Origin of the sequence: Desulfosporosinus metallidurans, assembly GCF_001936615.1 — a bacterium.
Classification (GTDB): Bacteria; Bacillota; Desulfitobacteriia; order Desulfitobacteriales; family Desulfitobacteriaceae; genus Desulfosporosinus; species Desulfosporosinus metallidurans.
Genome location: NZ_MLBF01000003.1, coordinates 233,041 through 254,267 on the forward strand (window position 1 = coordinate 233,041; position 21,227 = coordinate 254,267).

At 41.4% G+C, this 21,227-nt stretch carries 28 protein-coding genes, 1 other RNA gene, 2 pseudogenes and 1 riboswitch; of the genes and pseudogenes, 9 read left to right on the forward strand and 22 right to left on the reverse strand.

Annotation, left to right across the window (positions count from 1 at the left end):
- Positions 1-92 precede the first annotated feature (92 nt).
- The 8 genes from DSOL_RS03855 to flgM all read right to left on the reverse strand — a co-directional run bounded on the left by DSOL_RS03855 (position 93) and on the right by flgM (position 6,066).
- Positions 93-1,106, reverse strand: a complete 1,014-nt coding sequence (locus DSOL_RS03855) for a radical SAM/SPASM domain-containing protein (RefSeq protein ID WP_075363564.1) — start codon at positions 1,104-1,106, stop codon at positions 93-95.
- Positions 1,107-1,547: 441 nt separating this feature from the next.
- Complete coding sequence (gene csrA, locus DSOL_RS03865) at positions 1,548-1,790, reverse strand: carbon storage regulator CsrA (protein ID WP_075363566.1); 243 nt, start codon at positions 1,788-1,790, stop codon at positions 1,548-1,550.
- On the reverse strand, positions 1,791-2,222 hold the full coding sequence (fliW, locus tag DSOL_RS03870; protein ID WP_075363567.1) for a flagellar assembly protein FliW: 432 nt from the start codon (positions 2,220-2,222) through the stop codon (positions 1,791-1,793).
- Between the two features lie 39 nt (positions 2,223-2,261).
- The gene (locus DSOL_RS03875) at positions 2,262-2,819 is read right to left on the reverse strand and encodes a DUF6470 family protein (protein WP_075363568.1); all 558 of its coding nucleotides are present in this window, start codon (positions 2,817-2,819) and stop codon (positions 2,262-2,264) included.
- 77 nt (positions 2,820-2,896) lie between these two features.
- Positions 2,897-3,778 carry a flagellar hook-associated protein FlgL gene (gene flgL / locus DSOL_RS03880; protein ID WP_075363569.1) on the reverse strand — a complete coding sequence of 294 codons (882 nt, stop codon included), beginning with the start codon at positions 3,776-3,778 and terminating at the stop codon, positions 2,897-2,899.
- Positions 3,779-3,790: 12 nt separating this feature from the next.
- Entirely contained in the window at positions 3,791-5,272 is a 1,482-nt protein-coding gene (flgK, locus tag DSOL_RS03885) for a flagellar hook-associated protein FlgK (RefSeq protein WP_075363570.1), read from the reverse strand.
- Positions 5,273-5,275: 3 nt separating this feature from the next.
- Positions 5,276-5,758: a flagellar protein FlgN gene (locus DSOL_RS03890; protein ID WP_075363571.1), complete on the reverse strand. Its 483-nt coding sequence runs from the start codon at positions 5,756-5,758 to the stop codon at positions 5,276-5,278.
- Positions 5,759-5,793: 35 nt separating this feature from the next.
- A complete protein-coding gene (gene flgM / locus DSOL_RS03895; RefSeq protein ID WP_075363572.1) occupies positions 5,794-6,066 on the reverse strand; it encodes a flagellar biosynthesis anti-sigma factor FlgM in 273 nt (90 codons plus the stop codon).
- 381 nt (positions 6,067-6,447) lie between these two features.
- Here flgM and DSOL_RS03900 point away from each other — a divergent pair, with 381 nt between their 5' ends.
- Together DSOL_RS03900 and DSOL_RS03905 are read left to right on the forward strand one after the other, a co-directional pair.
- The gene (locus DSOL_RS03900; RefSeq protein WP_075363573.1) at positions 6,448-7,260 is read left to right on the forward strand and encodes a flagellar motor protein; all 813 of its coding nucleotides are present in this window, start codon (positions 6,448-6,450) and stop codon (positions 7,258-7,260) included.
- Positions 7,257-8,141, forward strand: coding sequence for a flagellar motor protein MotB (locus DSOL_RS03905; RefSeq protein ID WP_075363574.1), 885 nt, complete (start codon positions 7,257-7,259; stop codon positions 8,139-8,141). The genes DSOL_RS03900 and DSOL_RS03905 overlap by 4 nt, the downstream gene beginning before the upstream one ends.
- On the opposite strand, the gene DSOL_RS03910 is transcribed toward DSOL_RS03905, so the two are convergent.
- Positions 8,138-9,172 (reverse strand): M28 family metallopeptidase, encoded by a 1,035-nt coding sequence (locus DSOL_RS03910; RefSeq protein ID WP_075363575.1) that lies wholly within the window; start codon positions 9,170-9,172, stop codon positions 8,138-8,140. The genes DSOL_RS03905 and DSOL_RS03910 overlap by 4 nt on opposite strands.
- A gap of 29 nt (positions 9,173-9,201) precedes the next feature.
- On the opposite strand from DSOL_RS03910, the gene DSOL_RS03915 reads away from it, so the two are divergent.
- Positions 9,202-9,639 (forward strand): YaaR family protein, encoded by a 438-nt coding sequence (locus tag DSOL_RS03915; protein ID WP_075363576.1) that lies wholly within the window; start codon positions 9,202-9,204, stop codon positions 9,637-9,639.
- Between the two features lie 100 nt (positions 9,640-9,739).
- Positions 9,740-10,528, forward strand: a complete 789-nt coding sequence (locus DSOL_RS03920) for a CheR family methyltransferase (RefSeq protein ID WP_075363577.1) — start codon at positions 9,740-9,742, stop codon at positions 10,526-10,528.
- A 77-nt stretch (positions 10,529-10,605) separates the two neighbouring features.
- On the opposite strand, the gene DSOL_RS03925 is transcribed toward DSOL_RS03920, so the two are convergent.
- The 9 genes from DSOL_RS03925 to DSOL_RS03960 all read right to left on the reverse strand — a co-directional run bounded on the left by DSOL_RS03925 (position 10,606) and on the right by DSOL_RS03960 (position 16,089).
- Positions 10,606-10,794, reverse strand: coding sequence for a hypothetical protein (locus DSOL_RS03925; RefSeq protein WP_075363578.1), 189 nt, complete (start codon positions 10,792-10,794; stop codon positions 10,606-10,608).
- 123 nt (positions 10,795-10,917) lie between these two features.
- The gene (locus DSOL_RS03930; RefSeq protein ID WP_075363579.1) at positions 10,918-12,006 is read right to left on the reverse strand and encodes a diguanylate cyclase; all 1,089 of its coding nucleotides are present in this window, start codon (positions 12,004-12,006) and stop codon (positions 10,918-10,920) included.
- 330 nt (positions 12,007-12,336) lie between these two features.
- An RNA gene (rnpB, locus tag DSOL_RS03935) (RNase P RNA component class A) lies at positions 12,337-12,712 on the reverse strand.
- Positions 12,713-12,762: 50 nt separating this feature from the next.
- Positions 12,763-12,915, reverse strand: coding sequence for a hypothetical protein (locus DSOL_RS27810; RefSeq protein WP_170871431.1), 153 nt, complete (start codon positions 12,913-12,915; stop codon positions 12,763-12,765).
- A gap of 276 nt (positions 12,916-13,191) precedes the next feature.
- Positions 13,192-14,034, reverse strand: a complete 843-nt coding sequence (locus tag DSOL_RS03940) for a Nif3-like dinuclear metal center hexameric protein (protein WP_075363580.1) — start codon at positions 14,032-14,034, stop codon at positions 13,192-13,194.
- Positions 14,025-14,822, reverse strand: a complete 798-nt coding sequence (locus DSOL_RS03945) for a tRNA (adenine(22)-N(1))-methyltransferase (protein ID WP_075363581.1) — start codon at positions 14,820-14,822, stop codon at positions 14,025-14,027. The genes DSOL_RS03940 and DSOL_RS03945 overlap by 10 nt, the downstream gene beginning before the upstream one ends.
- Positions 14,823-15,058: 236 nt before the next feature.
- Positions 15,059-15,253: a tyrosine-type recombinase/integrase gene (locus tag DSOL_RS29915; protein WP_075363582.1), complete on the reverse strand. Its 195-nt coding sequence runs from the start codon at positions 15,251-15,253 to the stop codon at positions 15,059-15,061.
- A complete protein-coding gene (locus tag DSOL_RS03955; RefSeq protein ID WP_075363583.1) occupies positions 15,250-15,561 on the reverse strand; it encodes a tyrosine-type recombinase/integrase in 312 nt (103 codons plus the stop codon). Before DSOL_RS03955 ends, DSOL_RS29915 begins: the two co-directional genes overlap by 4 nt.
- 216 nt (positions 15,562-15,777) lie before the next feature.
- Positions 15,778-16,089, reverse strand: a complete 312-nt coding sequence (locus DSOL_RS03960; protein ID WP_075363584.1) for a tyrosine-type recombinase/integrase — start codon at positions 16,087-16,089, stop codon at positions 15,778-15,780.
- Positions 16,090-16,507: 418 nt separating this feature from the next.
- Here DSOL_RS03960 and DSOL_RS29685 point away from each other — a divergent pair, with 418 nt between their 5' ends.
- The 3 genes from DSOL_RS29685 to DSOL_RS03970 are packed head-to-tail and all read left to right on the forward strand — an operon-like array spanning position 16,508 to position 17,170.
- Positions 16,508-16,684, forward strand: coding sequence for a helix-turn-helix domain-containing protein (locus DSOL_RS29685; RefSeq protein ID WP_345788359.1), 177 nt, complete (start codon positions 16,508-16,510; stop codon positions 16,682-16,684).
- Entirely contained in the window at positions 16,650-16,793 is a 144-nt protein-coding gene (locus DSOL_RS29690) for a hypothetical protein (RefSeq protein WP_345788358.1), read from the forward strand. The genes DSOL_RS29685 and DSOL_RS29690 overlap by 35 nt, the downstream gene beginning before the upstream one ends.
- Before the next feature lie 20 nt (positions 16,794-16,813).
- Entirely contained in the window at positions 16,814-17,170 is a 357-nt protein-coding gene (locus DSOL_RS03970) for a hypothetical protein (RefSeq protein ID WP_075363585.1), read from the forward strand.
- Between the two features lie 256 nt (positions 17,171-17,426).
- On the opposite strand, the gene DSOL_RS03975 is transcribed toward DSOL_RS03970, so the two are convergent.
- The gene (locus DSOL_RS03975; protein ID WP_075363586.1) at positions 17,427-17,987 is read right to left on the reverse strand and encodes a tyrosine-type recombinase/integrase; all 561 of its coding nucleotides are present in this window, start codon (positions 17,985-17,987) and stop codon (positions 17,427-17,429) included.
- Positions 17,988-18,181: 194 nt separating this feature from the next.
- Positions 18,182-18,261, forward strand: a riboswitch (cyclic di-GMP riboswitch).
- An 85-nt stretch (positions 18,262-18,346) separates the two neighbouring features.
- Between DSOL_RS03975 and DSOL_RS03980 the strand changes: the two genes are divergently transcribed.
- Positions 18,347-19,153, forward strand: a complete 807-nt coding sequence (locus DSOL_RS03980) for an HD-GYP domain-containing protein (protein ID WP_075363587.1) — start codon at positions 18,347-18,349, stop codon at positions 19,151-19,153.
- A gap of 330 nt (positions 19,154-19,483) precedes the next feature.
- A pseudogene (locus tag DSOL_RS29920) lies at positions 19,484-19,875 on the forward strand (EAL domain-containing protein).
- Positions 19,876-19,947: 72 nt separating this feature from the next.
- Here the strand turns inward: DSOL_RS29920 and DSOL_RS29925 are convergent.
- The 3 genes and pseudogenes from DSOL_RS29925 to DSOL_RS28370 all read right to left on the reverse strand — a co-directional run.
- Positions 19,948-20,148 carry a hypothetical protein gene (locus tag DSOL_RS29925; RefSeq protein WP_427854372.1) on the reverse strand — a complete coding sequence of 67 codons (201 nt, stop codon included), beginning with the start codon at positions 20,146-20,148 and terminating at the stop codon, positions 19,948-19,950.
- Positions 20,057-20,992 carry a tyrosine-type recombinase/integrase gene (locus DSOL_RS04000; RefSeq protein ID WP_083642294.1) on the reverse strand — a complete coding sequence of 312 codons (936 nt, stop codon included), beginning with the start codon at positions 20,990-20,992 and terminating at the stop codon, positions 20,057-20,059. Before DSOL_RS04000 ends, DSOL_RS29925 begins: the two co-directional genes overlap by 92 nt.
- Positions 20,986-21,227: pseudogene (locus DSOL_RS28370) on the reverse strand (hypothetical protein); the annotation flags it as partial. The gene DSOL_RS04000 and the pseudogene DSOL_RS28370, both read right to left, overlap by 7 nt.

Sequence of the window (21,227 nt, forward strand, 5' to 3'; positions counted from 1 at the left end):
TAACGATTTTTACAGAATCCTTAGTAAGAGGTCTGAATCAATGTGATTTTTCAGCTAGAACTACCTGAATTCCAGACAGCGTAAATTCAACATTATATTGTTCCATCCTGGCTTTTCATTGGTAATGCACACTTTCTACAAAGATCTAATTCGTAGAGCATTCCGTCCTTATGCAATTTTCTTATATTAGAATAAACTTCGTTATTCCAAATGTCTTTAATGGTATCCTTATGAATATTACCCATAACTAATTCCCTCTGGCTATCAACGCAACAAGGTATTACTTCACCATCCCAAGCGATAAACATTCTCTGCCAAAGTTGGCTACAAGCAAATCCCTGTTCATAAAGTTTCGTTTCATTAGTTTCGTTACCGACAGGTTCTCGATATTCAACGTAAGCAACTATGTCAACAATATTTCGGAAAATCTCTACATATTTATCATACTCCTCCTTATTGTTTTCCATTAGTACCATTGAAACTCTGGTCAATGGGTGAGCTTTCCCCATTTCAGTTCTAATTTTAGTAAATCTAATAATATTATTTAATGTATCTTCAAAGTTAGCTCCTATTCTTATCTGTTCATATTTTTCTTTTAGTGGTGAATCGAAAGAAAAAAAGATCTTATCTAATCCAGCCTCTATAAGCCTTCTAGAAATATCTTCAGTTAATAGCACTGCGTTGGTATTAAACATAACATCTATAATACCCTTTCCCTTGGCATAAGCTACCATGTCGACAATATTAGAGTGTACTAGTGGTTCTCCTAACCAGTTTAATTTAACAGAATAGACGCCAATATCGACAGCTTCATCGATTATCTTCTTAAAGGTATTCATATCCATACTTCCTATATGAAAGTCAGAGTTCTTGTTTTCATCATTCAGCAGTACTGTTCTAGGACACATCGGGCACTTCAAGTTGCATGCATTCGTCGGTTCTATGTCCAAATGCAAGGGCGCATCATCAACAATAAAGTTTTTTGGATTTACAGTCCATTTATTTCTATACTCTTTATACTTATCGCTTTGTTGTTTTTCCCATTCTCTAGCTCTTTCATTATTAACTTCATGATATGTTGAATTAACTGGAACTTCAATTTTCATAAATAACAACTCGCTTTCTTAAAAATAACAAATTGGTTGAATATACTAGCATTACGAGAGTATAACCCACGTTACAGATATAATAGCTTCGGCTACTTTCATCCATTTTACTTTTCTCTTCATACTTTGACATCAGAAAATCTCCAATTGCATGAATTAATACAGGAGAATTTTGTTTCATAACGATTTATCTTCCCACATCTCAAGTCACCATGAACTTTCCCCAGCGACAGTCAACACTTTGGCTATCGGCATTCATTTCGAATCGAAAAGTTCTATCTGACTGAAGTAATTACGAAGATATTTGGGGTCTGTGAACTGCCCAACCCTATTGATATAACAAGGAAGACCCTCAAACTACCTCAATAGATGCTGAAAACTAATACCAAAACGAGCGAAGTACAATCTGGTTTAGTTCGCTCATTATATATCCGAAATTGCCTATTTTTCCCTATCAATTCTCAACTCTTTCAAAAGCTGAAGTGACTGTCCAAGTTCGTCTCCCGTCACCGCTTCACGATTCTGCCTCTGGATTTCCTCATAGATTTCACTACGCAAAATCTTAAGATCACGCGGGGCATTAATCCCTAAGCGAACAGTATCGCCCGAAATGGCGACAATTGTAATTTCAATGTCATCGCCAAGTCTGATTTTCTCGTTGAGTTTACGCGAAAGAACAAGCATCTAGCCCACTGCCCCTTCCTTTTGAGGCTGTGCGTTTTCTGCAAATACTAGTTGCCTCGACAGATATTGATCGTCATTGAAGATCACTTGCACCCCAATCCCTGCGGCAGTGTTAAAGAGTATTGGAGCACGTAAATTTGCCGTAGTCTTGGCCATTTCTTGTCGATTCAGGGTCAGGATTACCCAGACATCTACCGGAATATTCTCATTGACGTTGAGAACCTTGATGCTTTCTTCATCAACATCCATATCCTTTAAATACTCTGGGAAATATACTTCGGGACGCATGAGAATAAATCCCACTTTATCTTCTTGAACCGAGATCAAATGAGCAAGCGGAGCTTCTTCTTCAGGAATGAATCGAAAGTCATGATGTGTTTCAAATCCAGGGAGGCCCTGAGGGAAGTGAAATATTCGTGATTCTATTGACATTATTTACAACTCCTTCTAAAAGGCTTTAACAAAACCGGCCTAGCTCTGAGTATTAATCACGGAACCCACGGCTTGGATTTGAACATATGGTTCTTGTTCTAGATAACTTTGAACCGTGCCATATTGTAAATTTGCTTGGACAGTGCCTTGAGTAAGGTCTGTACTTACTCCTAAAACCCGAATTTGCATATCTATGGGATTTACCTGAACCGTGATCTGGATCGGCGCAATACTCACAAGTTCCAAATGCTTATCTATTGGCACCATGCTCTGAGATACCACTTTAGCCACAGTAATCTTCTTTTCAATCGCGCCGAGTTCGTTTCCTTCTCGAACTCGGCGCTCAAGTCCAGCATTGAATGACGCCAAAGCGTCTTGATTAAATACGCGCTGTTGAGCAGCAATACCACAATACCCCAGCGACTCGCGCGCTGGGGTCATATTTATGTCTAAAGTAGCTGCAGGTTGCTTTAACGTTATCGCGGCCGGTTGCTGCTGAACCTGTAGCTCAGGTGGACGAATGGTTAAATCATATTGAAGTGGAGTGATCTTTAAACCAATACGTCCAAACTGCTGGTGGACTTGAAGATCAATCATACTCGATACCTCAATCTCTTAAACATCCCTAAATTACTATCTCGTCGACCCTTGCACGGATGTTTTGCAAAATATCCCTACTTCATAAAATCCACCAATGACGGCTGAATGATCTGCGCCCCAACAGCTAATGCAGCCTTGTACGTATTTTGCTGATTTGTAAAATCTGTAATCGTCTTCGCCATATCCGCATCTTGAATATCCGAAAGGTTCTGCTGCAAATTAGTTGATGTAGAATCCAATTGATCCCGTATTGCCGTTATTCGGTTAGTACGTGCACCCAACTCTGAGCGTATAGCTATGACATTATCGATATTTGTATCAATAGTACCTAGAGCGGTGTTAATATCCGTTGAATTATTTGCTCTCAGGGCTGTACTTAAGTTAGTCAAGGTGGCAATTATTCCAGTAGTATTATCTCCAAACAAAGTTTGTCCATTTACCGAAATGTCAACCGGTTTATTATTTCCTACTTGAAAATTAACAGGATTACCATTTGCCACGGATGTGCTCCCATCCGTGGGTATCAATTCCTTATCTGTTGCGGTACCTGAAAAAATGTATCTTGACCCGACTTGCGTATTAGCCATCATCTTTAGTTGATCCTTAATTTGATCAACTTCATCTGCGACGACACTTTTATCGGCTGTAGTTAAAGTCCCATTTGCCCCCTGTACTGCAAGTTCCTTCACTCGCTGTAACATCGAGGTCATATCCCCAAGGATACTGTCCGATGTATTCATATACTCCAACGCTGAGTCTGCATTGCTCTTCCACTGCTCGACACTTGAAATATTGCTCTTCAAGCGCATAGCATTTTCAATTCCAACGGGATCATCAGAGGGCTTGCTTATTCTAAGTCCAGTAGACAGCTGGTTTTGTAACTGGTCCATTTTCCCTTGGGCCGTTTCGAGATTGCGCAATAAGTTTTGGCTCAATATATTATTCGTTATCCGCATTACTTTTCACCCCTATTTTGTTACTCCCATGTTCAACAGAGTACTTAACATATCATCCATCATAGTTACCATCCGGGCAGCTGCCGAATAACTTTTCTGATACTTAATGAGATTGGTCATTTCTTCATCAAGCGAGACGCCGGAAGTAGACTCTCGTTGGTTGGTCAAATTTGTCACCAAAACATCTTCTCCAGCCTTCATTCGATTAGCTTGTTGAACATCTACGCCCAGTTGAGAAACCGTAGCTCCGTAAGAATCTCCCAACGAAGCCCCATAAGTCGCCTTCATGTTCGTTAAGTCCGTACCTGTAAGAGTTGACCACCCCGACGAAAAAGCGGAAATTGCAGAAGCTATGCTCCCATCGCCTGCAGTACCATCCCCAGTAACAATATTATTTATATCGCTTGAGATTAAGGGATCCAGCGAGATGGTACTTGCTGTTAGATTGGTAGCATCGAAAAAATTAGTATTTGTTGCTGCAGTTGCAGTTGCTGTTCCAGTTTTATGAATGTCGTTGACTGCAGTAACAATTCCCTTAACTAAACTATCATATTTTGCTAACAAGTTTGGCAAATATGTGTCACGAGTATCGATGGTTGCTTGAAGTGTACCTAAGTTCTGGCCCAAGTTAAGCGGGTCACCAGCACTATGAATACTATCTCCCACCCATTGAACAGATGTAATATCATTCCCTCCGATACCACTGGAGTTAGTAATACCTTGTAATTGGCTAGCTACTCCATCATTTACTAAGGTCTGAGGTGGATCTCCAATATCCAACTTATACGTATCGACCTTGGGGTACGTGGAATCTGGCGTTTGTGTCACATTGACTTTCACAATTTTCGATAACTCATCGACCAGATTGTCACGTTTATCAAGAAGATCATTCGGAGTGTCACCAGTTACCTCTGCCCGTTTAATCTGAACATTTAAGTCTTTAATCTCATTTGCATACCCATTGATTTGGTCGATTTGGTTCTTCACATTGGAGTCTAAGTTTATCTGCATATCACTAATTTGTGTGGCTATATTATGGAAACTATCTGTAAGTGTTATCGCTCTTTCTTGCACTACCGCGCGAGCTCCGGCATTTTCCGGACTCTTGGATAGATCACTCCACGCAACCCAAAATTTATTTAAATCATTACTTAAGCTATTATCACTTGGCTCGTTCATAATTCCTTCTAGCTTTGAAAGACTATCCTGTTTCCCTGTCCAATACTGTTGCTTCGAAGTCTCCGACCGCAACTGCCGATCAACGAACGCATCTCGAGCTCTTGTGATCTTATCCAGTGTCACCCCAGTGCCTAAACTCAGGGTTCTTCCCCTAGTTAGAATCGAATCAGGTGTTGTTGCCGTTAAATTCGCAATTTGTCTTGTGTACCCTTGCGTATTGGCATTGGCAATATTATGCCCGGTAATATTTAAAGCGACCTGCTGTGATTCCAGCGCTCTTCGCGATAATTCCAAGCCAAAAAAAGTGGAATTCATGGTTTAAATCCTCCAATCCATAAGATGCAGTTTACCGTTCCCCTCATTCTCTTTCCGGTTTGGATGCTTGTAGGTGTTTTTTTCTTGGTAAGTTAACATTCCTACTGTAAACTCAACGATTTTCATAGCCTGCTCCAGAAGTTGAGCGTTGATCTCATGGGTCTTTTGTAAACGACCAACAACCCGATCTAGATCATTACGTACCCCATCTAATACAGGGAAATATTCTGCCAACTCTGCCAAGGTTAGATCTTCTGGGGTTTTTCCAAGGTCACGTCCGATTTGTTCAGCCCATAGGAAGCGTTCTTTCTCTAGCCGGCTAACCTCGATCATGAGAAGTTCTTCCTGAGCCGTTATTGCCTCAATCTCTTGAAGATTGCTTTCAAGCAAGGCCTTTTGTTTGTCTCTTTCCAGGTTATTGAATTCCTCATAAAGTTTGACTTGTTGTTTTAAATTTTCATTCAAGTTGTAAAGTACTTCAGACATGGAATTCTCCCCTTCTGAAACGTATAGCGAAACTCTTAGAATTCAAGCAATAATTTGTCCGCAATTTTCTGTCCATCGACTTGAAACTCTCCACGTTCAATCTGTGCAGAAAGGGTTCGTACTTTTTCCTCCCGGACATCAGGAATTTCTTTAACCTTCTGAAGTAAGGCTTGATAAACTTGCGCTTTTTCGGAGACAGCCACCTTATCTGATTCGGAGATTGAAATTGGCTTCTTCTCAACTTGACTCAAACGATTGGCTGCTTGAACGCCCCCAATTGGGGACATGGATGTGACGTCTATTTTCATCTTATTCACTCCAAAATACATATTCGTACTTTATATATCGAAGATGACCCGGTAAAACTAAAGAGTATTTTATTTCTTTTGTCTTCCCCATCCTCAGATTTTCTCGATTATCCGACTTTATAAGTTACTTCTAAACATTTTTCAAGCGAATGCAAGAATTATAGCCCCCACTCGGCTTTTCCTGTATAATACGTATAGAATAAGGCGCTAAAGTTTAGAGTGCAATGTTACGATATTATAAGTACGTTTGCTAAATTATTTCTTTTTCTTTCAATCTTTAAAATTTAATCGAATTTCCCTAAAAAATGAAAAATAAGGGAGGTACGTCGCAACCCCTTATACTTTAAACTATAAAAGTATAAAGGACTCGGCAACAAAAACATGGATTTGTCAACTATTATCGGTATCATCGCAGGATTCGGCGCCCTGATCACCGGATACCTTCTAGAAGGTGGATCAGTAACTTCGCTCGGTCAACTTTCCGCAGCCATCATTGTCTTCGGGGGAACCATGGGGGCGGTTATAACCAGCTTTCCTCTGTCCGATCTCAAAAAATTCCCGCAATGGATCAAAACTGCGTTCACCTCTCAATCGTTTGGAACTACCGAAGCCTACGAGACACTGGTGCGATTTGCTGAAAAAGCACGGCGCGAAGGGTTACTCAGTCTCGAACAAGAACTCGAAACCGTTACAGATCGCTTTACTCGCCAAGGTATGCAACTCGTCATTGATGGAACAGATCCAGAAATTACCCGGGAGATACTTGAGTCAAATATTGCCGTCCTTGAGAAACGTCATAAAGTTGGGATCTCAGTCTTTGAAGCAGCAGGTGGTTATTCCCCAACCTTGGGAATTATCGGAACCGTTATGGGTCTTGTTATGGTGCTAGGCAATCTTTCAGATGCAGAGGCGCTCTCCCATTCTATCGCCGCAGCTTTTATTGCCACCCTCTATGGAGTCGCGTCCGCCAACCTTCTTTGGCTTCCTATTGCCACCAAGCTCAAAATGAAGGATAAAGCGGAAGTATCGGCCATGGAAATGATTCTGGACGGAATATTGTCGATTCAAGCTGGGGAAAATCCCTCTATTTTGAAGGAGAAATTAAAAACCCACGTTGGGTCAATGCTCCCCTCTGAGGCGAAATCCGAAGGCGCCGCTGCACCCAGTGGTACAGCAGCGAGTGAAAGCCTATGAGTAGAAAACGCGAACATGAGGCAGAAAAGGATAATGGCGAACGCTGGCTTCTTACCTATTCTGACCTAATTACTCTGCTCATGATTTTCTTTGTTGTGCTTTATTCCATGAGTAAAGTCGATGCCCAGAAATTTCAAGCCGTTGCCGAATCCTTAAACAAAGCCCTCGGCGGGGGTACCCCCTCGAAAATGGAGTTGGCGACCAGCCCAACCGGGCCATCTCTCTTTAAGACTGGAACTCCTTCTGCTAAAGCCACCGTCCCTGGGAAGGGAACAGATCCTAACAATACAACCTATACAGATCCAGCATCGAGTAACGCCAACAAAAACTCCGGTCAGGGGAATGTCGACGCAGAAAAGATGAGCATTGATGCGATTAAGGCCAAACTTGATAAATTTGCGGCTGACAATGGTATTCAGGCGACCTTGGTAACGTCCATCGAAGAACGTGGTCTAGTGGTTAGCATTCAAGAAACATTACTCTTTGAGAGCGGCTCAGCGGGTATAACCGACCGCGCTCGCGCCATTCTAGAAAAAGTATCCACTGTCCTTGTATCAGCGCCCAACCAAATCAAGGTTGAAGGGCATACTGATAATCTGCCGATTAATACCCATCAATATCCTAGTAATTGGGAACTTTCCGTGATTCGCGCAACCAATGTGGTACAGATCTTACAGCGTGACGGAATTACTCCCAATCGGCTCTCTGCCACGGGATATGGAGAATATCGACCGATTGCTTCTAATGATACCGACGCTGGCCGTAGCAAGAACCGCCGAATTGACCTCATTATTCTCCGATCTAAATATGATCTCACTGAACCCGGACAACAAGCTGCCGTATCTGCCCCACTAACCTCCACCCAAACAGTTAAGCCTTAGAAGGCTAGAAGGCGAACCGCTCGGTAGAGAATATCCGTGGCCAAGTTAATCTGCTCCGGCTTTAGCAGTGCCGTCGTATCGTCCGTGGTATGATTTTTATAGAGCCAGTCACGTGCCATGAAGGTTACCGCCGGAATATTAGCCGCCGCGAAGCTTACAGAGTCACTGTTATGCCCTGCTGGTGGGGTTAACAAAGCACTAGCACCCGCTTCTGCGGCTGCCTGTCGTATGGCCTTAACGGCCACGTTTACCCCGTCCGCCCAGAGCGCAAAGTCCCCAATCATCCCATTTCCTACCGTATCCGCATTCAGGACCGCTTGGATCTGGTGAAGAGGAAACGAAGAAGACCTGACAAACGCCTCTGACCCTACAAATCCCATCTCCTCGGCACTCCAGAAGGCAAGAACAATGGTGCGTTTGGGGGTTTTACCCTCACGAAGGATTCTCCTCATAACATCAAGTACGCACCCGACACCTGAAGCATTATCATTGGCCCCAGGATAGATACGACCTTCAAAAATGCCTAGGTGGTCGAAATGGGCAGAGAGAAGAATGACTTCCTGCTGGTTCTCACCCATCAACCCTCCTAAGAGGTTGACACTCGGTGTTCGTAAACTTCGATTTTCTCCCGGTCTAAAGGTCAGTCTGCCATTCACCCGAACTTCAATGACTGGTGGAATTGTAAACCCTTGGGCAAACCCTGTTTTTGGGTCCCCCATAGGCTTTAAGCCCAGCATACTTAATTGGGAGGCCAAGTACTCTGCCGCTTTGGCTTCTCCCACAGTCCCCGCTTTGCGGCCTTGCATTTCAGACCCCGATAACGTTAAAATATCATCCATTGCGCTACGACTTAGACTTTCCGCCTTATTCGCATTACTCAGTTTGGTCGTAGGTGGCATCACTAAATCAACCGGAGGATGTCCTAACCCATTTTTCAAGGCCTCTCCAACCCATGCCGGCAAAAGACTCCAAGGTAAGATGATGGCTCCTAGACCCAACAAGGTCTTTATAAATGCTCTACGAGTCTGCATTTTTAATCCTTTCTACGAGGAGAATGACTATGTCTATACGCATTGATGCTTCACATCAAACCCAAACTCCAAGTCTTGATTCTCAGGGCTCACTGGAACGAAGCAGCGATTTTAGTGGGGTCTTGTCCCAGACCCAAAAGATTCAGCGCATTGAACTCCAAACCTTTCTCGGTCGCCTTGAAACCCAAGGGAAGAAGTTAGCTCATTCCCTCTCAATTCGGGATTTGAAAGATTTCCGCGATATGGTGAAATCCTTCCTTCGTTCAACTTTTGGACAAAGCCGACAGATGCAGGAAGATTCATCTTGGGATTTTCAGGGACGACCCAAGGTCATGGCGCGAATCTCCAAAATAGATCAAGCGTTGGATGATCTCGGAAAACAACTCCTCGATCGGCAATCCAAACCCCTAGAGGTCTTAACCAAGATTGATGAAATTCGCGGCTTGATTGTGGACCTCTTCGCATAGGATTCACGTTTTAATCTATTCACTCAGCAACTATGTATGTCTTTTTTCTAATTCCAATGACATGTCTAGGTAAAATTCCGAGAAGAGAGGTGTAACCCTTTTGTCTTATGCATCCCTGCCAAATACATACGAAGAATTCATTAAGGCGTTCCACCCCAAAAGTGGACTTGATCTAAAATTTTATAAGCAGAACCAGATGCAACGGCGAATTCTCAGCTTTATGAATTCCCATGGGCACCCAACCTTTCCTGAATTCCTCAAAGCCCTTGACGCTAATCCCGTCTTATATGACGCCTTCTTTAAACATCTGACGATTAATGTTTCCCAATTCTTTCGGGATACCAAGCAATGGGAAACTTTGCGGGAAACGATTATCCCCCTACTCCTTCAGAGTAAAAATCCTCTAAAACTCTGGAGCGCTGGATGTTCAAGTGGCCAGGAGCCTTACTCCTTGGCTATGACACTGATGAATCATTCTTCGACTGCCAAGTTTACCGTCCTTGGAACAGATATCGATGTCAACGTGCTACAGCAAGCCAAAGACGGCCTTTATCGCCAAAATGATTTTGCGAGCACTCCCCCGGAATTCCTCCAGAAATATTTTACCCCATCTGACAAGGGGTATCAAATCAATGATCCAGTTAAAAGGCAAGTCACTTTCCAGCACCAAAACCTACTCACAGATCGCTTCCAATCGGGCTTCGACTTTATAGCCTGCCGTAATGTTGTGATTTACTTCACAGACGAAGCTAAAGAGATGCTCTATAAGAAGTTTACAGATGCCTTGCGTCCTGGTGGAATCCTCTTTACCGGAAGCACGGAACATCTCTTCGGCATGAACCACCTTGGCCTTAAAGCAGTATCCTCGTTCTTCTATCAAAAACAGTAAAAAATACATAGGTCTCACACTCCAATGAGTGAGAGACCTATAGTCTTTCTATCCAAACTTTACTTAAAAATTCGAGCCTAAGTGGTAGGGCAGATTCTTTCATATTGTTGAATAAATTCTTCCAAAGGATAAGTAACGCCTTTACCTTGAACCTCCAAAGATACTTGTTGAGCTTGTGGATTATAGCCGATGAACTTCATGCCAAGCAATTTAGCCATTTTGGATAATTCGATCCGTGCGCCTCTCCCTAGGTCTTTTAATTTCATCCAACACACGCCCCTTTTTTTGTGTTTTATGACTCCAAAAAGGATATTGAGTTAAGATTAGTATTATCATATCTTATTCCCTATACCCTTGCAACTTACTTTTGCGGAAAATTTTTAAGTCATTTAAACCAAGGCATTCTTGTCCACGATTACTCTATTTCTCCCAGCACGTTTAGCCTCATATAATGCTAAATCTGCCTTTTCAACGATTAAATTAATATCAGACACAGTATCCGGATAGATTGCTACTCCAATTGACACTGTAATGCTTATTACTTGGCCATTAAGCAAATAAAATTTATGTTCTTGCACCGCCAATCTGATCCGCTCTGCTACCTCTAGAAGTTTATCTCTCGGGCAATCCGTCATTAAGACCGAAAATTCATCTCCCCCATTTCGGGATACAATATCCGAATAGCTACATGAACTTAATAAAATTTTTCCTAGATCCTCAAGTATTTTATCCCCATTTTGATGTCCATAGGTATCATTAATCTTTTTAAAAAGGTCAATATCAATAAAGGCCAGAGCAATAATACTGTCATCACGCAAGCCTTTGATCATTTTATTGAGCTCATTATCAAATTGTCTAACATTATTCAAACCTGTACGAGGGTCTTTCGAAGAATAGATTTGATATTCTTTATATAGAAATCTTGATAAATCAAGGTATTTAACGTAATAGTAAACAAGTATTGAGACAATAGAGGTACCAATCCAATATATTGATAGTGTTTTAAACAAAAATAATTTGTTGTTAAGTATTATAACAAACGATATACTGGGTAGTATAAGGATGAAAATATTCATTAGTACCCATTTTTTAAATTTACTTGCAACAATTCTAGCAATATATCCACAACCAAGACCAATCATAATTGCAGTTAATGCCGCGATTATTGATGCAAAGGTTATTCCCGCATAAAACAATCGGAAAATCCCAATTAATAAGCCTGTAATTACGGCAGCTCCAAAACCACAGTAGCCTGCCGATAAAATTGTTGCGATATTTCCGAAATCTAACATCACGCCAGGTAACACTTGAACACCGTTAACCATTAACAAAATTCCTAATACGCCTGCCATAGAACTAAAGAATAATCTCAATTTTAAAGACGAAGACGGTGTTATTTCCTCTTTTATGAGAAGCTGGTTTCCCACGCTTATTACCGAAATAATTATTGTTACATTTAAAAAAAGATCTTTTAACATATAGATCCTCCAACTGATGTTGCAATATATTGTTTTTGACTAAATTGTTATACGCCACGGAGAACTTTCGACATTAATTTGTTAGTATCCTTCTGCATTAATAATTAATTTTAGGCTTTTAGGTATTATTTTACATAGCTACTAATATGACTAGAATTAAACTAAATTGCACCCTCTCCTACCTTGTAGTGCAAAAATTCAATAACACAGTTATGTTTCAAAAAGTAACGTTTAATAGGATAAGGAGTAACCGTTAGGTTACTCCTTATCCTATTAAACAAGGTTAACATATTGAATACTTGCATCAAGTTTCCAAATTTTGAAATCGTAAGGCGAAGTCAATCTATAAGCCGAGTTCTGTTCCTCCGTATGGAGGTGATGATCATCTGTCTCGAACTGCCGTTACCGACAGCCTCTAGCGACCTTACCCGGGAACAAAAACGGGCCGTTCATAGTTCCCCTATTCAGTCTTGCTCCAGGTGGGGTTTACATGGCCAGCCAGTCACCTGACTGCCGGTGAGCTCTTACCTCGCCTTTCCACCCTTACCCAACACTCAGCATGCTGAGTGCGAGGCGGTATCTCTCTGTTGCACTTTCCTTGGGGTCACCCCCACTGGGCGTTACCCAGCACCTTGCCCTATGGAGCTCGGACTTTCCTCAGAGGCGACCTTTCGGTCCCTACCTCCGCGATCATCTGATTAGCTTCGCCTAGTTATTCTACTAGAAAAGTCTGTTTTGGTCAAACGGATAATATTGTTAATTAGTCTTTTGCTTCTTTTCCGCCATTTCTTCCATTTCATCGTCAATGTCCATCAGCGCAGTTAACCATTTCACACGATTACCATTATCTTCTACTATGTTGGTTAAAACCTTTTCACGTTCAAGACGTAATATTTCAGTTCGGTTCATTGCCTCATCAATCTCCTTTCTTAAAAGATATCTCCATCCGCCTCTAGGATAGTAAATGTTCTAAATAGCAAATTAAATTCTTTTTATAAATTTAATTTTTTGACTATTCTTTGTAGATTAATAATACAATAATCGACAATTTATGTCAAGTGCAAATATTTACTTTCACAAACTATTTTCTGACTTTCTCCTTAGTTCTGGCTAAACTCGAACTCCTCCTTAAGAATGAACTACCACTACTAGTACTGCTACCAACAGTGGTAGTTCAGATAATTATCATATCCAAGGCGTGCGATTTATAGAACTCACAAGAATCTCAATTCCCTGAAGAGATTTCTCTGCGGATAGATATTGATACAATGCTTGAAGCATAGGGGCCTCACTGAGGAAATGCCCCAGATCACCGACAGCCATGCCTCCTTCAAGTGCGTCGAGGACGGCATGATGGTCAACATCTCCGGTAATAATCAAATCTGCACCTTTGAATAACGCCTTCGGTACAAATCGTCCTCCACTACCGTTTACGATTACCACTTTTCGCACTTCTTTCTCCAATTGTCCAGCTAAGCGAACACCTGCTAAATCATAGTGCTGAGCATAAATACCAGGCTGACTAAGTTGGCCCAAGAAGCGTTCCCACAATATACCTAACTTCTCAGGTTGAGGGAGGTATCCACTTACACCATATCCGCGAGGTTCATCAAGAGAGCGGCTGGGCATTTGATCATTTGTCCGCTCCAAGATTTCCATCTTTTCAAGACCCATAACCTCCCCTAAGCTTTGGCTCGAAGAAACTATGGATTGATCTAAATTCGTGTGGGCAGCATAGTATCCGATCTGATGATGCAGGAGTCGCAGTGGAACTTGAGCCGCTGAATTATCACTTCTTAGATTTTTAAGGGGTCGAAAAATAATGGGGTGATGCGCCACAATGAGCTGGGCCCCACATGCTTTTGCTTCTTCGACCACATCTAACGTCCCATCTAGAGTGATGAGGATGCGTTCTACTGTGGCCGATCCACTTCCGACAAGTAATCCGACGTTGTCCCAATCCTCGGCCCATGATTTCGGAGCAATTCTTTCAATAATCTGAGCCACTAACCCAACCGTTACTGCCATGTTCGTATTCCCTCCACTAAAGCCAATTCAGCGCAGACTTCTTTAAGTTTAGCCTCTATCTCTATGCTCTTAGATTTTTTCATTTGCTCCAAACGTCTTGACAGCATGCTCCTATATTCGTTCAAATAGCTGTTTAAGAGGTCTGAACGGTTTTCCAAGACGAGTGGCCCAAAATGCCATACAAGCATATGTACTAGGCTCGAAAATTCCGTATCTAAGATAAGTCCTTGCTCAAGAAGTGGCTGCAAGCGTTGATTCCACTCGTTTTCCTTTTTCAGCAATTCGGCTTCGTCCCATCCTGTCTCCTTCGAATAAGCCATGACGACATATAGGCGGTTTTCTTCTTCTACCAAGCGTTCTGCCTTAAGTCGCCACCCATTTTCCAGCAACGCCAAGCGTACGGCGCCCTCTGCGCCTTGCGGTTGCACGATAAGATCGGTCAAAGAATTTACCACGTCCGGCCGCGCAGACAGGATTTCCAGCATAGTTCTTCCACCCATCCCAGCGAGTGTTAAGACATCCACTTCCCCGGACATAAGCGGCTTCAATCCATCGCCTAAGCGCACCTCTATGAAATCTTCCAAGTACCGGCCTTTGACAGCGCTCAGGGCGGATTGATAGGGCCCTTCATGGACGTCAATTGCAACAGCCTTATATATCCTATGAGCTTCATAGAGAGCTATCGGCAAATAGGCATGATCTGTTCCTATATCTCCGAGTTTTGCACCCTCTGGAACGAAGGATGCAACTGTTTGCAGACGTGGACCTAGGATAACTGATATTGTCATAGTTCACCTCATTTTCAATGAATAAACTCTCTGAAAGCTACGATGCCCATAAAACCTAATATGGAACCTAGCCATCAGAAATAAATACACAAAATGGACTTTGGCTTTTTGCCAAAGTCCATTGTCTACATTATTGCTGGGCGATACTGGTCTCGAACGTATTCACCCTACCCTAAAACCCTTGCAAGAGTGGACTTTGAATTAATTTGACCGACTTTCTGACCGAATTTAATAAATTAGTTGGCTGACAATAGGTTAGCAATACTCTTACCTTTTCTCAAGGAATGATCATAAACCCCTGCTGTAGTCGCTGGTACTTGACCTAATGTACCTGATACAGCCGTTAGAGGTATTCCATTGTCAAGCAAAATTGAACCCATACCATGGCGTAAATCGTGAATACGAATATGGTGTAGTCCTGCTTTTTTCAAGACAGCTTCTTTTGTCTTCCAAATAGCAGTATATTTTTAGTTGGTTTGCCACCTTCACCTTGAAAGACAAAATCATTTGGCGACCACTTACCTACTGATTTCTTTTTTTGGAGTCTAAATTCCTGCATAGTCTCTTCATCTAATTCAAGTTCTCGAAGACTATTTACAGTTTTCGTTTCTTTACTTACTCGATCCTTTATGTCGGCAGATTGAGTAATTTTAATTTTATTCTGTTCAAAATCAACATTACCCCAGGTTAAACCAAGTACTTCGCTTATGCGCGTTCCTGTTAGAGCCAAAACTCTCATAGTCAAGAAATAGCCCTAGCTCATTGAGTTTAAGTACATCACGTTTTTTGCGTTCAAGCTTTGGAGGTTTAACACGTCTTTTTAAACCAAATTGAAAACCGAACCCCAATTTATAGCTGTTCGTAAAGTAGTGTAAAAATCTTTAATTGTCCTGATAGCAAGTTTTTCATTTTCTAATAACTGAAGCCTTTCCATCAATTGAAAGTTGGTTAACGTCTAAAGTTGCAAATCTCCTATGAATGGTCTCAACCTTTTGGTCTGATATTCGTAGGATTCATAGGTACGAATGTCGATCGTACTCTTAACAGAATTTAACCATTTATCAAATAAGTCTATAATTGTAAAGGTGATGGATTTCGAGGATCCCACCTTGCGTTTAAGTTCTTTTTCTATATCATTTGCATAAGCCTTGGCTTGGGGTTTCGTTCCATAAAACGTCTCATAGTGGGTTTGCTTTACCCCACCCTCCTTTCTAAGTAAATCCCAATTTGCCATACATTTACTTCCGCGATTTCTTATTTGTGCCATTCGGTTTACGCCCCCTTTTAGGGGGTTGGACAGGTATATTATACGATAAAGTATTACCGAATGCACCATTAATAAATTCATCTAGGGCATTCGAGGGAATCTGTAATGTCCCCGCTTGTCAAGACACGATTTTGGAAATTTAAGATAAACCTTCTTTCTTCACAATCGTTGTATTATATTCCCTTTTTGGTGAGAGCCTTCACTTCCTTTCCTTTGGGGGTCGACTTGACATGGGACCCTACGTCGGATGCTTCGATGTGGCGAGGGAAGAGGCTCATATGAGGTATTCCTTTTGGGTAAGCCCCATCCCTTGATTTAGGGTAGCATCCGCCACCCCCATGTTTATCCTGAATTCGGGATAAACACCGATTATAAAGCTATAGGACAAAGGATAAAAATCGCAAGGATCAAAAAAGATATCACTCAGGATCAGGTTGCGGAGATAACCGGCCTCTCCAACCCTCACGTCAGCAATGTGGAAACCGGCAGTACGAAGCCCAGCCTGCCCACCATCATTAAGATCGCCAATGCCTTGTCTGTTTCCGTGGATGAGCTTTTATGTGACAACATTAATTCACTCCAAAGCAGTCTTTGACAAAGAGCTGTCAGAGCTGCTGGAGGACTGCAGCGATAAGGAAACCCATGCCATTGTGGAAATTGCAAAGACAACAAAAGCCGTGTTCAGAAAAACACTGGAGCTGTAAAACTGTGGGGATGTCTCAAAATGATTGCTGAATCATTTAAGAGGCAGCCCAATTTTATGCATTTACGTCTGCACCGCCGCATGCTATCCGAAAGCCAACATAGGCAAGCACACCTTGTCATGCTTGGGAGAGTTTATAAAACGCAGGAGGACAATAGACATTACAACCTTGACGCTGTGGACTACTATATGGCTTCTCTGCTTCAAAAGGTCTACAATTTTAATGTTTATGACATCGGCAAGGATTCTCAGGATCAGGATGAACTCATTGCTAAATCAGACATCTTACTGCTCTACTGTGGTCTCTATGAGCTGTCTCTTACTCAAAGATTGCTTGCAGCCTTTGAGAGTATCACCTGCCTTATACTTTTAAGTTAAAAAGCTAACAATAAGATACTAAAAAGAGCCACAAAGTACAATCTAGTACTCTGCGACTCTTTTTATGTAGTTATTCTTTTAAATTTATGGGAAACAAAGGAAATTTTTTTGGTAAACTAAACCATTAAATACAACATTATTGTAATTTTGTTGCATTGCTATCTAGTACTATTTTATATTTTCACCACGAAAATGTCAATATATCGGTTATTATGTCATTACGACTAATTCAATAAATCCACACGAAAAACAGCTTTTATAGTTGAACAATAGAATACAGCTCGTCTTTTTGATCTTGATTAATACCAATATAGCGGAGTGTTATACTGGGTGAGCTGTGATTAAAGGTGTCCATAATAAGCCCTACGTTGTATTTAGATATTTTATAAGTCCAATAACCCCATGTTTTCCTTAAACTGTGAGTGCCAAAGTTTTCAATACCCATCACAGTTGCAGCTTCCTTCAGCACTCTGTAAATCTGGATTCTTCCTAAATAACCGCCTTTTTGACTTTGAAAAAGGTAGTCCTCTAAGGCAAGATGCTGAGTTTTAACATAATTATCAAGACACTTACGCAAGGTTTCATTTAATTTAATTTTCTTTTCTTTTGCTGTCTTCTTTTCGTTTAAAATGAGATACTCTCTAAATTGCCACTTCTCATTAAAAATATCATTCACCTTAATAGGGATGATATCGCTGATTCTCAAGCCGGTATTAATACCAAATTTAAAAATCAACGCATATTTAGGATCACTTCCATTCAAGTATTGATAAAGCTGCTTAATCTTGGCTTTTTCTCTAATCGGTTCAACAGTCATAATTATCATTGTCCTCCTAATGTATCTTTTGTACATTATATTATACAAAAAAGATACACTAGAATACACTTAAAAATTGTGGTAATTTAAAAAAATTAGATTAAACCATTTACACAAAGGGGTTTATTAAATATTTAAAATGCAACAAAATTACAATAATGTTGCATTACAATAGTTGAATAGTTCTAAATTAATGTTGATAAAGGCAAGCCTCCGAAAGTTGGGGACGCAAAGCCACGAGTTTAATGTTTTACGATGGCAGTCGGTTCTCATCCTTATAAGCTTTCATGTAAGCTTAGGCTGTAATATTACTTTAACCCGCGGCTGATAGAGCAAGTCAAGAGAAAGGAGTTGGGAAAATGTCTGAAACTATCGCCAAGAAAAACATCTATGACAAAAATGGGGTCTTGCTGCTGGCCAAAGACCAAAAAACGACGGATGCTGTTATAGCAAAGCTGAAAAAGCATGGAAGCTATGAGCAGGAAGCGCCGGTCAATTCTGATATCAGACAGAGCGTGGCAACTTTTTCGATTGCTCTGGCACTCGGAGAAAGAATGAATATTCGTAACGATCGTGTTCTAGAGTATTCAAACAAGGTATTAAGCACTGTCATATTTGAGTCTAAAACAAAGCACTGGTGGATGTTCGTCAACGCGTTGAGCAACTACGTGGACTGGCTATATACACATTCGATCGATGTTGCCATTATTTCGTTGATGATGGCTGTGGAACTGGGATACACCGATGAAGAACTGTGGAATATAGGATTGGGCGCTTTTCTGCATGACGTAGGCAAGTTGTTGATTCCTAAACCCATCATACAAAAACCCGGGCCTCTGAACGACATGGAAATGGTTTATATCCGGCAGCATTGCGAATTGGGCATGAGTTCTCTTGAACCATTTCATCTTCCAAAGGAATGCACGGATATCGTTTTGCAACATCATGAGCGACTCGACGGGAGCGGATATCCAAAAGGGCTAAAGGGAGATGAAATATGCCGCAACGCCAGAATCGTAATGATCGCCGATGTTGTTGATGCGATCACCTCCGGCCGACCTTATAAGCCGATTCAGGAAATGGATGCGGCGATAAAGATACTAAGAAGTGATGAAGGAAAATATTCCAAAGAATTCGTTTCTGTGTTGGAAAAAATATTGGAATAATGCTGACGGCATTATTCGCTCGCCACGTCCAGCATAAAATAAATCCTAAGATTGAAAATTTTGTGTAACGGAGCTGATACAAATAACAAACATTAAAAGTCGCATAAGCATGGAAGTTATGGATATTCACCCATTCCAATATCAGCAAATATCTCTGTTCGTCAATCTGAACAACCAAATCTTGTAGAGAAGATAGAAAGTATTTTACAAAATACAGGACTGGAAGGAAAATGGTTAGAACTCGAAATTACCGAAAGCGTCGTGGCGAGAGATATTGCTCATGTGGTTGAAAGGATACATTGACTAAAAAATATGGGGATCAGTGTTGCTATGGATGATTGGGAAACAGAATATGCTGTCGTAAAATTATTAAAAATTCTCTCACTGGGCTCTGTAAAAATAGAGCGTATCTTTGTGCATGATATTGAGAAGTGCGCAAATACAAAATTAATTGTAGAAGCCATGATCAGCTTACCCATAAATTAGAGCTTATTATAACCGCAGAGTGTGTGGAAACAGTGGAACAGCTTCGCTTCTTGCAAAGCCAAAATTGTGATAGGATACAGGGATTTTTAATTAGCAAACCGCTGCCTGCTCAGTGCATAGAGAATTTTATTATAAGAGGATATATAAGCGATCGGGTAGGAGGCCACCCATTATTTGAGTGGCCGACCTCCCACACCACTTATTCCGACTTCTGGTTTATTCCGACTTTTAGCTGATGTCATCAAAAATCTCAGGGAAGTATGTGTTTTTGAATATATGCAATGCTTAAAGTCGGAATAATTTTATTGCTATGCTAGACCATAAAGTCGTTTGATTAATGCCTCATCATTATGCCATGAAGGTCCTGACTGGCTTTTGGATAATGGGTTCAGGTTGTTGGTTGCCTTCTCTATAGCATCACGCTTCATCTGCGTATCTGCATAAGCGTAAATCATGGTGGTTTCTAACTGAGCGTGACCCAGCCATTCGGATAAAAGTGCCAGTGGCATTCCTCCACGGTAGAGATGCATCGCTCTTGAGTGTCTGAAACATATGGGGATGAAGCTCTTCCGGTACGCTACTACACCCCTTCCGGGCTTTGTTTCCATACTTTTTCATAAACTTTGCCACATTGTCCGATGACATTGCCTGCTTTTTACCTTTCTGCACAACATAAAATAGCAGATCATCTGTTACTTCTCCGTTATGGAACAGTCGGATATAGTTGGTATAGTGCTCCACAGTCTTATTCATGAGAGGAACGATTCTTGTCTTATTCCCTTTCCCTCTTATGACCACATGGTGATTTTGAAGGGAGGCATGTATATCACTTACCTTTAAATCCAGAACCTCCTGATTCCTTGCACCGCTGTCATACATAAGTATCATGTAAAACAGATCCCTTGTTCCTTTCAAGGTGCCTGTATCAGGTTGCTCCAGAATTGCCGTCAATGCTTCCTCACTGAAAAATTTCATAGGCTGTGATTTAGCTACCTTCTTCAGGGGGATTTTTTCGATCTCAATGGCATATGCGGTAACCGTCATATCCATGCTTCCGGCATATTTATAGAAAGCACGTATACAGCAGAGCCTGTGGTTCCTTGTTGAAACGCTGCAGTTCCGTCTACTTTCGAGCCAGTCAAGGTAACTCTCTATGGAGGTCCTGGATATCCGGTCGAAAGACATCTCGTTTAATGGAATGTTCTGCTCTTTCTTCATATATTCAAACAGCAGATTAAGTGAATCCCTATATGCCTTCACTGTATTCGGGCTGCTGGCTTTCTGCTTCGGAAGATAAACAGTAAGAAAGTCACGAATTAACTCAAAAAGTAGCTTGCTGTCTGTACTTACCATGGCTCTACCTCAGGTATCAGTGCTGAAAAGGAAGCCCAGTCAACCGCACTGGATTTGGTCAGATTTTCAGGGAGCAGATGAATGTAATAAGCAGTTGCTGTAAACTGTGCATGTCCCATATATGTGCTGAGATATGGGAGTTTTGCGTAGAGGTCGGCTCCTTCATCAAGCCACTGCATCATTACGGCTGTCGCAAAACGATGTCGAAAAAAATCCGAACGTTCGGATTTTTTCA